The organism is Streptomyces regalis (genome assembly GCF_001509475.1).
Lineage (GTDB): Bacteria > Actinomycetota > Actinomycetes > Streptomycetales > Streptomycetaceae > Streptomyces > Streptomyces regalis.
This window is the reverse complement of the sequence record NZ_LLZG01000013.1, coordinates 131,558-145,436: the sequence shown is the minus strand read 5'-3', so window position 1 is coordinate 145,436 and position 13,879 is coordinate 131,558. Positions and strand designations below refer to the sequence as shown.

The following is a 13,879-nucleotide window of genomic DNA, read 5'->3' as shown; positions in this document are numbered from 1 at the left end:
CCCCGCCCCCGTACGTCCCTGCGCACCCTCCTGTCCCGCCTCAACACCCCCACCTTCCGCACCCACCTGGGCACGGCCGTCGGCGTCGTCATCCTCGCGGTGCTGTTCTGGCGGCTCGGTACCGGCGTCTTCCTCGACGGGCTGCGGCGGATCGACGGGCCGGCGCTGGTCGCGGCGCTCGGGATCGGGCTGGTCACCACCGTGTTCAGCGCGTGGCGTTGGCAGTTGGTGGCCCGCGGGCTGCGGATCCGGCTGCCGCTCGGGCCGGCCGTCGCCGACTACTACCGCGCCCTGTTCCTCAACGCGGCCCTCCCCGGCGGCGTCCTCGGCGATGTGCACCGGGCCGTGCGGCACGGGCAGAGCGCCGGTGACATGGGGCGCGGTGTCCGCGCGGTTGTTCTCGAGCGCATGGCCGGTCAGGTCGTCCTCGCGGGTGCCGGCGCCGTCGTCCTGCTGACCATGCCGTCGCCGGTGCTGAACGAGGCCCGGGACCTCACGCCCGTCCTGCTGTTCGCCGCGGTGGGCGCGCTCGCCGTAGTGGCCGCCGTACGCATGAACCGCGCGCCCTCGCGCCGTGACCGGTCGAACCCGACGGCGCTGCGCAGCACGCTCGGCGAGGCACGGGAAGCCCTGCTGTCCCGCCGCAACGGGCCCGGTGTCGCCGTCTCCTCCGTCGTCGTCCTCGCCGGCCACCTCGCGATGTTCGTGCTCGCCGCCCGGATCGCCGGCACCACCGCCTCCGTGGCCGTCCTGCTGCCGCTCGCCGTCCTCGCCCTGCTCGCCATGGGCCTGCCCCTGAACGTCGGCGGCTTCGGCCCCCGGGAGGGCGTCACCGCCTGGGCGTTCGGCGCCGCAGGACTGGGTGCCGACACCGGGCTGGCCGTCGCCGTCGTGTACGGCGTGCTCAGCTTCGTGGCCGCCCTGCCCGGCGTCCTCGTCCTGGTCGCCCGCTGGTACTCCCGCTACGCCCTCGCGTCTCCCGTGTCCCGTACCGAATCGTCCGCGGAGGTCAGCAGTGACACATACGCGCCGAAGGAATCCGCGAGGCTCGCCAGCAGCCGCTTCCCCTTTTCCGCGCAGCCCAGCGAAGGACGGCCTATGACACCCGAATCGGTATAGGCGGACATACCGCGGGTCAGTAGATGACGGCGGTCGTCCGCCACGAAATCGGAAGTCTCATAACCGGGTCGGATCAATTCGGGATGAGTGTGCAGAAGGATGGAGGTCTCAATTTCCCCCGCGTGCATGTCGGTGAGGAGCGAGGTCTCCACCCCCGCCCGCTCCCGCGCCGCCTCCCAGTCCTCCGCGGCCGGGAACAGCGCCATCCGCTCGCCGCGCGCGGAGGACTCCTGAACGACATTGCCCAGTACGTAGTTTCCGCCGTGCCCGTTGACCAGCACCAGGGCGTCCACGCCGGACCGGCGGAGCGAAGCCGCTATGTCCCGTATCACCGCATGAAGGGTCACTGAGGAGATGCTGACGGTCCCCGGCCAGGCCGCGTGCTCGTGCGAGCAGGAGATCGTCACCGGTGGAAGCAGGTGCACCGGATGCGTGGCGGCTATCTCGCGCGCGACCGCGCAGGCCACGAGCGTGTCGGTGGCCAGCGGGAGGAACGGACCGTGCTGCTCGAAGCTTCCGACGGGAAGGACCGCGACCTGTCGTGAAACGCCCGCGCCTCGCGTCCGTACGTCTTCGGTGGTGTCCGCCGGCACCAACGAGTGTGCCACCGGCCGCGTTTGTGAACCACTCATCTTTTCCCGGCCTTTCGTCTCTGCTTAGGAACTGAAGAATCATGACAGAAAAAATTGGCGTCCTCGGCAAGAAGTCCGCACAGCGGACGCAGCGTTCCGGCGTGGAACGCGTGGTGAATGCCCCCCTGCCCACCGTGTACGGGGAATTCCGCGCGATCGGTTACCTCGACCACGACCGCGGTGACGAGCAAGTGGCCCTGGTCTACGGTGAGATAGGCACGGACGACGTCCTCACCCGGCTGCACTCCGAGTGCCTGACCGGCGACGCCTTCGGCTCCCAGCACTGCGAGTGCGGCGACCAGCTCGCCTCCGCGCTGCGCGCGGTCGTCGCCGAAGGAAGCGGCATCGTCGTCTACTTGCGGGGCCACGAGGGCCGCGGCATCGGCCTGCTCGCCAAGCTGCGGGCGATGGCGCTGCAGGCGGAGGGCCTGGACACCGTCGAGGCCAACCTCGCGCTCGGCCTGCCGGTGGACGCCCGCGACTACGGCGTCGCCGCCGGCATGCTGCACGACCTGGGGGTGAGCAGCGTCCGCCTGATGTCGAACAACCCGCGCAAGCGCGAGGCGTTGGTGCGGCACGGCATCCAGGTGGCCGAGACGGTCCCGCTGCTGATCCCGCCGTGTGAGAACAACATCACCTACCTGCGCACCAAGCGGGAGCGCCTCGACCACCACCTGCCCCATCTGGACGCGGTGGCGCATTTGTCCTGACGAGGCGTTCCGCTGGGTTGTGCCGCGATGTGTCGTCGGTCGTCTGCGGCTCCGTTGTGGCTGGTCGCGCCCACGCGGCGGAGCCGCAGATCGATACAGCCCCGCGCCCCTGAGGGCGCTGCCGAACCGGCGTCAGTCAGGAAGGTGTGCTTGTGAACGCAAACGCGAGTGTCGTCGTCATCGGAGGCGGCGTGATGGGCACCAGCATCGCCTACCACCTCGCCCGCGCCGGCGTCGCAGACGTCGTCCTCGTCGAGCGGGACGAGCTGGCCTCCGGCTCCACCTCGAAGGCGGCCGGCGGGGTGCGGGCGCAGTTCTCCGACGAGCTGAACATCCAGCTCGGGGCGCGCAGCCTGGAGGCGTTCGGCCGGTTCGAGGAGGAGACCGGACACGATATCGGGCTGCACCGGGTCGGGTATCTGTTCCTGCTCTCCACTCCGGAGGAGGTCGCCGGGTTCGAGGCGAGCGTCCGGCTGCAGAACTCCCTCGGTGTGCCGAGCCGGATGATGGACCCCGCCGAGGCGCAGCGGCTCTCCCCGCTGATCACCACCGACGGACTGCTGGCGGCCGCGTTCTCGCCGGACGACGGCCACTGCACTCCGGAATCCGTCGTGCACGGCTACGCGTCCGCCGCCCGCCGGTACGGGGCGCGGATCTTACGCCACAACGACGTCACCGGCATCGAACTGCGCGGCGACCGCATCACCGCCGTGACGACGACCATCGGCCGGATCGCCACCGACACGGTGATCTGCGCGGCCGGCCCCTGGTCACGGGCGGTCGGGGCGATGGTCGGCGTGGACCTTCCGGTGGTGCCGCTGCGCCGCCAGATCGCGGTCACCGAACCCGTCGACGGACTGCCGCCGCACCTGCCCATGACCATCGACTTCAGCACCAGCCTCTACTTCCATGCCGAGGGCCCCGGCCTCCTCCTCGGCATGTCCGACCCCGACGAGCGGCCCGGCTTCGCCACCGACACCCACGACCGCTGGATCCCCCGCCTGGCCGAAGCCATGGAGCACCGCGCCCCCACCCTGCTCGACCTGCGCCGCACGGGCGGATGGGCGGGCCTGTACGAGGTGACCCCGGACCACAACGCGCTGATCGGCGAGGCGACTTCCGTGTCCCGTTTCCTGTATGCGACCGGCTTCTCCGGCCATGGCTTTCTGCAGGGACCGGCCGTCGGCGAGGTCGTCCGCGACCTGTACCTCGGCCGCGTACCCTTCGTGGACGTCAGCCCCTTGAGCGCCGGCCGGTTCGCGGCCGACGCCCCGCGCCCGGAGGCCAACCGCGTATGACCGATCTCCACCTGTGGCTGCGCCACGAGGTCCGTTCCACCGAGCGACGCACCCCGATCGTGCCGTCCGACGCCCGGCGGCTCGTCGAGAGCGGAGTGACGCTGACCGTCGAGGAGTCCCCGCAGCGGATCTTCCCCATCGAGGAGTACGAGGCGGCCGGCTGCCGCATCGCGCCCTCGGGCTCCTGGGTGTCGGCCCCGGCGGATGCGGTCGTCATCGGGTTGAAGGAACTCCCGGACGGGCCTGCCGAACTGACGCACCGGCACATCTTCTTCGGCCACGCCTACAAGCAGCAGCCCGGCGCCGGGGACCTGCTCCGCCGGTTCGCCGACGGGGGCGGGGCCCTGCTCGACCTGGAGTACCTGGTGGACGACGACGGCCGACGCCTCGCCGCCTTCGGTTTCTGGGCCGGCTATCTCGGCGCCGCCCTGGCCGTCCTCCAGCACCGCGGCAGGCTCGTCGCGCCGCTGACCCCCACGTCGAAGGAGGAACTGGACGCAGCCCTCCAACCAGCCCCGGATGACCGGGAGTTCACGGCGCTCGTGATCGGCGCCCTGGGCCGCAGTGGCCGCGGCGCACGCCTCGCGTTCCTGACCGCCGGCATCGAGGCGACGCCCTGGGACCTCGCCGAGACCCGCGACCTGGACCGCGCGGCCCTGCTGGCGCACGACGTGATGGTGAACGCCGTCCTCGCCACCACCCCCGTCCCGCCCTTCCTCCGCGAGGAGGACCTCGACGACCCCGCCCGCAGGCTGCGCACCCTGTGCGACGTCACGGTCGACGTCGGCTCCCCGCTGAACGTCCTGCCCGTCTACGACCGCACCACCGAGTGGACCGAGCCCGTACGCCGCCTGCGCAAGGAGCCTCCGCTCGACCTCATCGCCATCGACAACCTGCCCTCCCTGCTGCCCCGGGAGTCCAGCACCGACTTCTCGTCGGCGCTGCTGCTCCAGCTGCTGGAGTTCGGGACGGGTGGGCCGTGGGGGCGCTGTCTGGACCGGTTCCACCAGGCCTGCCGTGAACACGGCATTGCAGAAGGGGAGTCCCGCCATGTCTGACGACTCCGCCCGGGTTCCCGCCGGCGGCACCGTCCACTGGGTCGGCGCCGGACTGTCCACGGGCAGCGGTCTGGCCCGGCTCTGCGACACCGCCGACCGCGTACGCCTGTGGCACCGTACCGAGAGCCGTGCGGCGGACGCCCTGGCCCGACGGGGACTCGCCGGACGCGCCGAACCCCGCGCCTATACGCTTGCCGCGCTCACGGCCGAACTGGCGCCCGGTGACGTCGTCGTATCGATGCTGCCCGCGCCGGAGCACGCGGGGATCCTGGCGGCCTGTGTCCAGCGGCAGGCGCACTTCGCCTGCTCCAGCTATGTGTCGGACGCGGTGGTGGAGCAGGTGCCCGCGGCTGCCGCGGCCGGGCTCGTCGTGCTCACCGAGGCCGGCCTCGACCCGGGCATCGACCACCTCTTCGCCCACTGCCTCGTCGGCCGCGCCCGGCAGGCCATCGGCGACGACGCGGTCGCCTCGTACAGCCTGACGTCGTACTGCGGCGGTGTCCCCGCGGTTCCGAACGACTTCAAGTACCGCTTCAGCTGGGCGCCCGCCGGTGTGCTCAATGCCCTGCGCTCACCGGCGCGTTATGTGCGGGACGGCGCCGAGACGGTCGCCGAGCGGCCGTGGGAGGCGACGCGACGGCATGTGGTGGACGGGGAGGCGTTCGAGGTCTACCCCAACCGCGACAGCGTTCCGTTCGTGCAGCAGTACGGGCTGCCGCCCGGCTGGAAGCCGCAGACCTTCGTGCGCGGCACCCTGCGCCTGGAGGGCTGGCTGCGTGCCTGGGACGCGGTCTTCGAGGAGCTGAAGGCCGGCGACGACGCCCGAATCGCCGCTCTGGCAGGGGAGTTGGCGGCCAGGTACCCCACCACGGACGCCGACCGCGACCGCGTCGTCCTCGCCGTGTCGCTGGACGCGCGGGGCGGGGACGGGCGGACGTGGTCCGGTAGTTACCTCCTCGACCTGGTGGGGGACGCGGAGGAGAGCGCGATGGCCCGCTGTGTCTCCCGGCCCCTCGCCCTCGGCGTGCGCCACATCCTGGACGGCTCCCTGCCGGCGGGCCTGAACCGCGCCGCCGAGACGGCGGCCCGCTCGGAGGAGTGGCTGCGTGAACTCGCTCTGGAGGGGGTGGAGTTCGCCCTGCGCGTGGACCAGTAAGGGGCTCAGTCGTCCGTGATGGCCTCGTTCACGAGCCGCTTGAGGTCCTGGAACATCGTGTGCGAGGTCTTCGGCCGTACCTGCGTCATGAACTGCACCGTCAGGTCGTGGCGTGGGTCGACCCAGAACGTGGTGGTCGCCACCCCGCTCCAGCCGTAGGCGCCGAGGACGGTCGGGGCTTTCGTCCGCGTCGGGTCGATCACCACGGAGACGCCGAGGCCGAAGCCGAGGCCGTCGTTGCCGGGTTCGTCGTGGGCGGGGCGGCTGCCGAAGGCGCGCAGGTCGGCGCCGCCCGGCAGGTGGTTGGACGTCATCAGGTCCACGGTCCCGGCGGCCAGCAGGCGGGTGCCGTCGAGTTCGCCGCGGCGGCGCAGCAGCTCCATGAAGCGGTGGATGTCGTGCGCGGAGGCCGCCATGCCACCGCTGCCGGACAGGAAGCGGGGACGGCCGTGCAGCGGGAGGCCGGGGATCGGTTCGATACCGCCGTCGTCGGTCTCGCCGTACAACTCGGAGAGCCTGCACGCCTGTTGGTCGCTCACGCAGAACCCGGCGTCGGTCATACCGAGCGGCCCGAAGATCCGCTCGGCGAAGAACTCGTCGAGCGGCTGTCCGGACACGACCTCGATGACGCGGCCCAGGACGTTGGTGGCGACCGAGTAGTTCCACTGCGTGCCGGGCTCGAACTGCAGCGGCAGGCTCGCGTACACGTCGACCGTCCCGGCCAGGTCGGAGCCGGGCAGTACCGCGGAGTCCAGGTTGGCATCGCGGTAGAGGGCGTCGACGGGGTGCGTGTGGTAGAAGGCGAAGGTCAGTCCGGCGGTGTGGGTCATCAGGTGCCGGATGCGTATCGGCCCGTCGGCCGGGCGGGTCACGGTGTCGGCGCCTGATCCGCTGACGTACACCCGAGGCTCGGCGAAGGCGGGCAGGTGGTGGTCGACCGGGTCGTCGAGCGACAGCTTGCCCTCCTCCACCAGCAGCAGCGCGGCGACCGAGGTGACCGGCTTGGTCATGGAGTAGATCCGCCACAGCGTGTCGGCCTCGACGGGCAGCCCGGCCGCCAGGTCCCGGTGGCCGTGCGTGGCGAGGTGGGCGACGCGTCCACCGCGGGCGACGGACACCAGGTAGCCGGGCAGTCGCCCCTCGTCGACGTAGTGGGCGAAGTGCTGGTCGAGGCGGTCGAGAGCCTTCCCGTCCAGCCCGACCTCGCCCGGGTCGACCTCTTGTGTCAGCAGTGCCATGGCTCTCCTCCGAATGCGTACGACGAGGTGCGCTCCGACATACCCCGCCGGAACGGCCTCGGATCTCATCGTCGCGCAGGAACAGGAGTACGGTCCTTCGATTGGCCATGATCGTTGATTGCCGTCCCGGGTCGTCCCGGCAGCTTTCGGCCCAGCGCCGCACCGGCCAGGGCGACGGCGGCGAGGACGCCCAGCGGCAGCCCGGGGCCACCGCCCGGCTCCATGAGGGCGGTCGCGGTGGCCACGCCCAGCACCGGCCCGAGGTTCATCGCGGTCTGCTGCAGTCCGCCCGCCACCCCGGCCGACTCGACGGCGGCCTCGCGTACGACGACGTGGGTCGCCGCCACCATCACGGTGCCGAACCCGGCCCCCACCAGGGCGAACGCGGCGCACAGGGCAGGCGTGGCCGACGCGCGGGACAGGGCGAGGATCCCGAGCGCGAGGACCGCCATCGCCGCCACGGTTGTACGACGGGCCCCGGCCCGGCGCAGCAGCACCGCGCACGAGGGTGCCGCGAGCACCATCAGCAGGGCCAGCGGCAGGCTGACCAGGGCGCTGCGGAACGGGTCCAGGCCCAGCGTGCCCTGCAACAGGAACGTGCCGACGAACAGCGCGCCCGACAGCGCCGACGACGCGGCCACCAGCATGCCGAGCGCCGAACCGACGGCCGCCGAGCCGATCACGTCCGGCGGCAGCAGAGGGCTCGCGGTACGGCGCTCGTGCCGGACGAACGCGGCGCCGGCGACGGCGGCTGTCGTGGCCGTCCAGACCCAGCCCGGCAGCGCGACGAGGGCGTGGACCAGGCAGGCCAGGGTCACCGCGAGCAGGAGGGCGCCGGGTATGTCGAGCCGGGCGGGGGAGGCGGTGCGCGCGGGCCGCACGGCGAGGGCGAGCACGCCGAAGACGACGGCGGGCACGACATTCAGCAGGAACACGGCCCGCCAGCCCGGCCCGGCCACCAGCGCACCGCCCACGACCGGCCCGGCAGCGGCCGCCACCCCGATCGCCGCGGTCCGTACGGCGATCGGCGTCCGCAGCCGGTCGGGCGGGTACGCGGCCCGCAGCATCCCGAGCGTGGCCGGCTGCAACAGCGCCCCGAACGCGCCCTGCACGACCCGCAGTCCGACGACCCAGCCCACACCCGGCGCCAGAGCGATACCGGCCGACGCGGCCCCGAAGCCGAGCATGCCGATGCCGAAGACGCGATGGTGTCCATACCGGTCGCCGAGCCGCCCGGCGAACACCAACAGGCTTGCCACCGCGATGAGATAGCCGGTGCTGGTCCACTGGACCTGATCGAAGGAGGCGCCCAGGTCGCTTTGCAGGGTGGGCTGGGCGATGGTCAGGACGGTCCCGTCGAGTGCGACGAGCACGGCGCCGATGACGCTGCTCACGAGGGTGAGGCGCGGGTTCATTCGGCCTCCTGCCCGAGGTGTGCGTCCAGGGCGGAGTGCAGCAGAGGTACGAAGTCCTCGGTCCCTGTGGCGAGTTGGAGGCTGCCCCAGCCCCACAGCTGGGCGATGCCGTGGAGGTTCGCCCACAATGCGCCCGCGACGAGCCGGGCGTCGGCGTCGGGGCGGGCCTGGGCGACCAGGTCCACCAGGCGGCCGAAGAGGGGGAGGCTGGTGTCCCGCAGTCCCAAGTGGCCGCTCTCCAGCAGATCGTGACGGAACATCAGCTCGTACATGCCGCGGTTGCCCAGCGCGAACTCAAGGTAGACGCGCCCCAGTACGGTCAGCTCCGCCCTGGGGCTCGCCGTACCGTCGCCGACGCCAGCCGTCGCCGTCGCCCGTCGCGCCAGCTCGTCGAAGCCGCGGCGTGCGATGGCCGAGAGCAGCTCCAGGTGCGTGGGGAAGTAGCGGCGCGGGGCGCCGTGCGAGACGCCGGCCCGGCGGGCGATCTCCCGCAGGGTGAGCGCTTGGGCGCCTTCCCGGGTCACGAGATCCACGCCTACGTCGACGAGTCGGGCCCGCAGTCCCGTATCGGAATCGGATTCCTGCATAGACACTGTCTACCATGATCGAGTAGACAGTGTCTATGCGGGAATGCCGCGTGGGAATGTGCAGGCCGCCCGGCAGGGTTGATCCAGGCATGACTGAGGACTCCACCCAGAACGCACTGCTCGCGCTGCTCTCCGAGGGCCACGGCGGGGTGCTGGTCACCCTCAAGCGCGACGGCCGGCCGCAGCTGTCGAACGTCGGTCACGCCTACTACCCCGACGAGCGGATCATCCGCGTCTCCATCACGGACGACCGGGCCAAGACGCGCAACCTGCGCCGGGACCCCAGGGCGTCGTATCACGTCACGTCCCGCGACCGGCGGGCGTACGTCGTCGCCGAGGGCACCGCGGAGCTCTCGCCGGTCGCGAAGGACCCGTACGACGCCACGGTCGAGGAGCTCGTCCGTCTCTACCGGGACGTCCTGGGCGAGCACCCCGACTGGGAGGACTTCCGGGCCGCGATGGTCCGGGACGGGCGGCTGGTGCTGCGGTTGAAAGTGGAACGGGCGTACGGGATTCCGAAGGGGGCCAACCGCGGGTGAGCGGCTGATTGACGTACCGTCACCTGCCTCTCCTGCCGTGGACGGCTGCCCGCGATGATCGGGTTGCTTCGCCCGGGGATTGCGCCTGGCTCGTGTCGCTCGTGTCATCGGGCGACGACGGCCGAGGGCGTCGGGTTCGCGGACGCCTCCTTCACCCAGGCCTCAAGGCACATCGCGAACTCGGTCGCCCGGTCGGCCCAGTTGAGGTCGGAGAGCGCCGCCTCCCAGCCCCGCGTGGCCGCGCGCCGGCGCATCTCGGGGTCGGCGCGCAGCCGCCGTACGGCCTCTGCCGCCGAGGCAGGATCCTCGTACGGTACGACGAGACCGCAGCCGTAGCGCTCGACCAGGTCGGCCGCGAGCGGGGTGGGTGTGGTGACGACGGGGACGCCGTGGGCCATGTACTCCACGGCCTTGGTGGGCCGTGAATGGCGGTAGTTGGGCTGGTCGTGCAGGAGGGAGAGGCCGGCCAGGGCGCCGGAGAGGAGATCGAGGGCGCGGTCGTTGGGCAGGTAGCCGTGCCAGCGCAGCACGCCGTCCTGGTCGGCCTCGGTGAGCGCGTCCCGCACGTCGGGGTCTGCCGCGCCGATGACCTCGACGCGGACGTCCGGTCCCAGCAGCCGGGCCGTCTCGACGAGTTCCAGCGCGCCCCGCGCCCGCGACAGATGCCCGAGGTAGACGACCCGGTTGTCGCCCGGCGGCTCGGGCGGCTCGGACGGCACCGTCGCGAGGTTCGCCACGACGGGATGCGGGCGGCGGAAGCGGTGCTGGTAGGCGTCCTCGGCGAGCAGCAGCCGCAGATGCCGCTCCGCCAGCCGTTCCGCCGCCCGCACGGCCAGTCGGAGCGGCGGCCGTAGCGGTCTTGGCACCCAGCGCTTCATCACCAGCGCCGCCGCCGTGTCCTCGTGCACGTCCCACACGGTGACGGGGGCGCGTCCCTCGTGCCCCCAACGGCGCAGTGTTCCCGGCAGCGCCAGCAGCAGCTCAGGATCGTGCAGCAGCACCAGGTCCACCGTCGGTCCGCGCTCGGCGAGCAGCACACGGGCCGCACGGAGCGCCGCCCGGCGGTCGCGCCCCGCGGCCCGGGGCAGATCCACGCCCTCGACGTACGGCCGCGGCGCCACCTCCCGTGCCGCGAACGGCGCGGCGTACACCACCCGGTGGCCGCGCTGTCGCAGGGCGGCGATCTCCCGGTGCAGGATCCGCGCGTCCTCGGGGTGATGGACGACGGTGACGACGAGTATTCGCATCAGCGCACCTTTCGAAGTGGCCCGGGATCGAGCGCTCAAAGCACCTCGACCCCGGGCCGGAAGATCCGCCCCCGGGTGTCGAACAGCAGCCGGGCCGCGTCGCCGAGGGCCGGCAGGTCGTAGGCCGAGTGGTCCTGGAGCAGGATCGTCAGGTCCTGCTCGCGCACCGCCGCCATCACGTCGTCGACGCGCGGGACACTCACCCCGTCCACGGACCACGACCGCACGTTCGGGTCGTGGAAGGAGACCTCGGCCTCCCGCTCCCGCAGCAGCCGCGCCACCGGCACCGCGGGCGACTCCCGCTGGTCGGCGACGTCCGGCTTGTACGTGACCCCGAGCAGCAGCACCCGGGAGCCGTGCAGCGGCCGGCCGGCGGTGTTGAGGAGGTCCTGCGCGCGGCGTACGACGTACTCCGGCATCCGCCGGTTGATCTCCTGGGCGAGTTCGACGAACCGGAACTCGTAGCCGAGCGACGAACGCACCTTGTACGACAGGTAGTTGGGGTCGATGGGGATGCAGTGCCCGCCGACGCCGGGGCTGGGCCGGAACGCCTGGAAGCCGAAGGGCTTCGTGCCGGCGCAGCGGATCGCGTCCCACAGGTCGACGTGCAACTCGTGGCTGATCACGGCCAGTTCGTTGACCAGGGCGATGTTGACGTGCCGGTAGGTGTTCTCCAGCAGCTTGGCCATCTCGGCCTCGCGGGTGCCCTTCGCCTGGACGACGGTGTCGACGAGCTTGCCGTAGAAGGCGACGGCGCGCGCCGCGCAGGACGGTGTGCAGCCGCCGACCACCTTCGGCGTGGTGCGCAGCCCGTGCGCGGTGTTGCCGGGGTCGATGCGCTCGGGCGAGAAGGCCAGCGCGAAGTCGACGCCCGCCCGCAGCCCCGACTCCTCCAGAAGTGGCCGTACGACCTCCTCGGTGGTTCCCGGGTAGGTGGTCGACTCCAGCACGACCAGCTGTCCGGGCCGCAGCCGGCCCGCCACCGTCCGGGTGGCCGAGGTGACCGCGCCCAGGTCGGGCCCGCCGTCCTTGCCGAGCGGGGTCGGCACACAGATGACGACGGTCTGCGCACGGGCCAGACAGGCCGCGTCCGTGAACGCGCCGAATCCGGCCGCCCGCATCCGCAGGACGTCCTCGTCGGTGACGTCGTCGACATGGGAGTGCCCGGTGTTCAGCGCCTCCACGACCCGGGGGTCGCGGTCGAGTCCGACGACCCTCAGGCCGACCGACGCCGCCTCACGCGCGAGCGGCAGTCCGACGTAGCCGAGCCCGATCACTGCCAGATCCAAGTGATCGGGCCGTTCTGCTTCCCCGAGCGGTTCGCTCTCTTCCCCGAGCGGTCCGGTCTGGTCCACCTGCATTGGGACTCACCCCGCATCAAGGCATCCAAGGGTGCGGTACGCGTCACGGGTTGTGGCGGCGACCCGCTTCCAGGTGCGGTCACGCGCGACCATCGCGCGGGCGGCTGCTCCCCACTCAGAACGCCGATTTCGACTGTAAAGGAGTATTTCCAGCTCATCAGCCCAGGAATATGGCGATTCAGGCTTGATTAGCTTCCCGTTAACCTCGTGTTCGACCAGTTCTCGCAGCGCGGTGACGTCACTCGCAGCCACGGGGATACCGCTCGCCATCGCCTCGACCGGCTTGAGCGGGGTCACCAGATGGCAGACGCGCTCGTCGGTGCGCGGCACCGCGAACACATCCAACACGGCGTGGAAATCCCGCACTTGGGCGTACGGCACCCGGCCGGTGAACAGGGCGACCCCGTCGTCCAGGCCCAGCCGGGCGGCCAGGCGCTGAAGCGCGGGGCGCTGCGGACCGTCGCCGACGATCAGCAGCCGCAGCGGGACGCCGCGCCGGATCAGCTCTTCACCCGCATGGAGCAATGTCTCGATCCCCTCGTGCGGGGTGAGACTGCCGACCGTGCCCACGACGAACTCGTCCGGCGCGATGCCGAGCCGGGCCCGCACGGGCGTCCCGTCCGGCAGGGGGGCCAGGAAGTCGTCGTCCACGGCGTTGGGTGCGATCAGGACCCGCTCCTCGGGCACTCCACGGCCCACGATCTCGGCCTTCATCGCCTCGCCCAGCGTCAGCACCAGATCGGCCTCGCGCATGCAGGACGTCTCCAGGGCGCGCCGCGCCCGGTACGTCTCGTCGTCCCGGCCGCGGCCCGGCGCCTGCGTCAGCCACGTCTCCTCCAGGAAGCCCCGTACCTCGTAGACCACCGGCAGTCCGAAGGTCTCGCGCAGGGCGAGCGCCACCCGCCCGTTGCCGTGGTCGGACGCGGCATGCAGCACGGCGGGCCGCAGCCGCTCCACCAGCCGGGCGGCCAGTTCGGCGTTACGCGCCAGCGCAGCCGCCTGCCCGTACGGCAGCCGGAGCGGAAGCAGCCGGTGCTGCGGCACCCCGCCCACGCGCTGTGACGGCCGGGCGTCCAGCACCCCCTGCGTCACGGGGAAACCGATCCGGGTCACGACATGCGGGTCCAGCCCGGCCGCCAGCTGGGCCTCGGCGAGCTTCTGCGTACGCACGGTGTAGCCGGCGTGCCGGAACGGCAGCCCGTTGGTGACCAGGTGGAGCACCCGGCCCGGTGCGGGGTGAAACCGCCGCCCGGGCGGCGCGGGCACCCGGGCGGCGGAGGGCGTCGCAACTGGCCCCGCGGTGCGGGCACGCCCGGCCAGCCGCTGTTCAAGCGGCAGCAACCCACGTCGGACACGCCCCGGCAACAGGCGCAAGGCGAGCAGTGCCGCCCGCAACGGATCCTGGCGCAGTTCGCCAACTGCCACCGAGGCAGCCAAACTGAGGGCGCGGGGAACATATCGGTACATATCGCAAACCTAGGCCCCGCCGACGGCCACGGCCCGCCGACGGCTCGACACC

General features: G+C 72.0%; 12 protein-coding genes and 1 pseudogene. 6 read left to right on the top strand and 7 right to left on the bottom strand.

Going from position 1 to position 13,879, the window contains the following annotated elements; genetic code table 11:
- Positions 1-99 precede the first annotated feature (99 nt).
- A pseudogene (locus ADL12_RS56025) lies at positions 100-867 on the top strand (lysylphosphatidylglycerol synthase transmembrane domain-containing protein); the annotation flags it as partial.
- Between the two features lie 95 nt (positions 868-962).
- On the opposite strand, the gene ADL12_RS49585 reads toward ADL12_RS56025, so the two are convergent.
- Positions 963-1,751 (bottom strand): creatininase family protein, encoded by a 789-nt coding sequence (locus ADL12_RS49585; protein WP_079051820.1) that lies wholly within the window; start codon positions 1,749-1,751, stop codon positions 963-965.
- Positions 1,752-1,792: 41 nt separating this feature from the next.
- On the opposite strand from ADL12_RS49585, the gene ribA reads away from it, so the two are divergent.
- The 4 genes from ribA to ADL12_RS04035 all read left to right on the top strand — a co-directional run bounded on the left by ribA (position 1,793) and on the right by ADL12_RS04035 (position 5,973).
- Positions 1,793-2,461, top strand: coding sequence for a GTP cyclohydrolase II (gene ribA / locus ADL12_RS04050; RefSeq protein WP_062698512.1), 669 nt, complete (start codon positions 1,793-1,795; stop codon positions 2,459-2,461).
- A 152-nt stretch (positions 2,462-2,613) separates the two neighbouring features.
- Positions 2,614-3,759 carry an NAD(P)/FAD-dependent oxidoreductase gene (locus ADL12_RS04045; protein WP_062698511.1) on the top strand — a complete coding sequence of 382 codons (1,146 nt, stop codon included), beginning with the start codon at positions 2,614-2,616 and terminating at the stop codon, positions 3,757-3,759.
- A complete protein-coding gene (locus tag ADL12_RS04040) occupies positions 3,756-4,817 on the top strand; it encodes a saccharopine dehydrogenase (RefSeq protein ID WP_062698509.1) in 1,062 nt (353 codons plus the stop codon). Before ADL12_RS04045 ends, ADL12_RS04040 begins: the two co-directional genes overlap by 4 nt.
- Positions 4,810-5,973 carry a saccharopine dehydrogenase family protein gene (locus tag ADL12_RS04035; protein WP_062698507.1) on the top strand — a complete coding sequence of 388 codons (1,164 nt, stop codon included), beginning with the start codon at positions 4,810-4,812 and terminating at the stop codon, positions 5,971-5,973. Before ADL12_RS04040 ends, ADL12_RS04035 begins: the two co-directional genes overlap by 8 nt.
- Before the next feature lie 5 nt (positions 5,974-5,978).
- Here ADL12_RS04035 and ADL12_RS04030 read toward each other — a convergent pair whose 3' ends face one another.
- The 3 genes from ADL12_RS04030 to ADL12_RS04020 all read right to left on the bottom strand — a co-directional run bounded on the left by ADL12_RS04030 (position 5,979) and on the right by ADL12_RS04020 (position 9,213).
- Positions 5,979-7,211, bottom strand: coding sequence for a serine hydrolase domain-containing protein (locus tag ADL12_RS04030; protein ID WP_062698504.1), 1,233 nt, complete (start codon positions 7,209-7,211; stop codon positions 5,979-5,981).
- Between the two features lie 65 nt (positions 7,212-7,276).
- Complete coding sequence (locus ADL12_RS04025; protein ID WP_062698502.1) at positions 7,277-8,626, bottom strand: MFS transporter; 1,350 nt, start codon at positions 8,624-8,626, stop codon at positions 7,277-7,279.
- Positions 8,623-9,213 (bottom strand): TetR/AcrR family transcriptional regulator, encoded by a 591-nt coding sequence (locus ADL12_RS04020; RefSeq protein ID WP_062698500.1) that lies wholly within the window; start codon positions 9,211-9,213, stop codon positions 8,623-8,625. Before ADL12_RS04020 ends, ADL12_RS04025 begins: the two co-directional genes overlap by 4 nt.
- 89 nt (positions 9,214-9,302) lie before the next feature.
- Here ADL12_RS04020 and ADL12_RS04015 point away from each other — a divergent pair, with 89 nt between their 5' ends.
- Complete coding sequence (locus ADL12_RS04015; RefSeq protein ID WP_062698498.1) at positions 9,303-9,752, top strand: PPOX class F420-dependent oxidoreductase; 450 nt, start codon at positions 9,303-9,305, stop codon at positions 9,750-9,752.
- Positions 9,753-9,856: 104 nt separating this feature from the next.
- On the opposite strand, the gene ADL12_RS04010 is transcribed toward ADL12_RS04015, so the two are convergent.
- The 3 genes from ADL12_RS04010 to ADL12_RS04000 are packed head-to-tail and all read right to left on the bottom strand — an operon-like array spanning position 9,857 to position 13,785.
- Positions 9,857-10,999 carry a glycosyltransferase gene (locus ADL12_RS04010; RefSeq protein ID WP_062698497.1) on the bottom strand — a complete coding sequence of 381 codons (1,143 nt, stop codon included), beginning with the start codon at positions 10,997-10,999 and terminating at the stop codon, positions 9,857-9,859.
- Between the two features lie 35 nt (positions 11,000-11,034).
- Positions 11,035-12,360 (bottom strand): nucleotide sugar dehydrogenase, encoded by a 1,326-nt coding sequence (locus ADL12_RS04005; RefSeq protein WP_079051819.1) that lies wholly within the window; start codon positions 12,358-12,360, stop codon positions 11,035-11,037.
- 6 nt (positions 12,361-12,366) lie between these two features.
- On the bottom strand, positions 12,367-13,785 hold the full coding sequence (locus ADL12_RS04000; protein WP_062698496.1) for a glycosyltransferase family 4 protein: 1,419 nt from the start codon (positions 13,783-13,785) through the stop codon (positions 12,367-12,369).
- Positions 13,786-13,879 lie beyond the last annotated feature (94 nt).

Coding starts and splice junctions, on each gene's coding strand:
- ADL12_RS04020 (WP_062698500.1), bottom strand. CDS start 9,213: ATGCAGGAATCCGATTCCGATACGGGACTGCGGGCCCGACTCGTCGAC.
- ADL12_RS04030 (WP_062698504.1), bottom strand. CDS start 7,211: ATGGCACTGCTGACACAAGAGGTCGACCCGGGCGAGGTCGGGCTGGAC.
- ADL12_RS04010 (WP_062698497.1), bottom strand. CDS start 10,999: ATGCGAATACTCGTCGTCACCGTCGTCCATCACCCCGAGGACGCGCGG.
- ADL12_RS04035 (WP_062698507.1), top strand. CDS start 4,810: ATGTCTGACGACTCCGCCCGGGTTCCCGCCGGCGGCACCGTCCACTGG.
- ADL12_RS04005 (WP_079051819.1), bottom strand. CDS start 12,360: ATGCAGGTGGACCAGACCGGACCGCTCGGGGAAGAGAGCGAACCGCTC.
- ADL12_RS04040 (WP_062698509.1), top strand. CDS start 3,756: ATGACCGATCTCCACCTGTGGCTGCGCCACGAGGTCCGTTCCACCGAG.
- ADL12_RS04025 (WP_062698502.1), bottom strand. CDS start 8,626: ATGAACCCGCGCCTCACCCTCGTGAGCAGCGTCATCGGCGCCGTGCTC.
- ADL12_RS49585 (WP_079051820.1), bottom strand. CDS start 1,751: ATGAGTGGTTCACAAACGCGGCCGGTGGCACACTCGTTGGTGCCGGCG.
- ADL12_RS04015 (WP_062698498.1), top strand. CDS start 9,303: ATGACTGAGGACTCCACCCAGAACGCACTGCTCGCGCTGCTCTCCGAG.
- ribA (WP_062698512.1), top strand. CDS start 1,793: ATGACAGAAAAAATTGGCGTCCTCGGCAAGAAGTCCGCACAGCGGACG.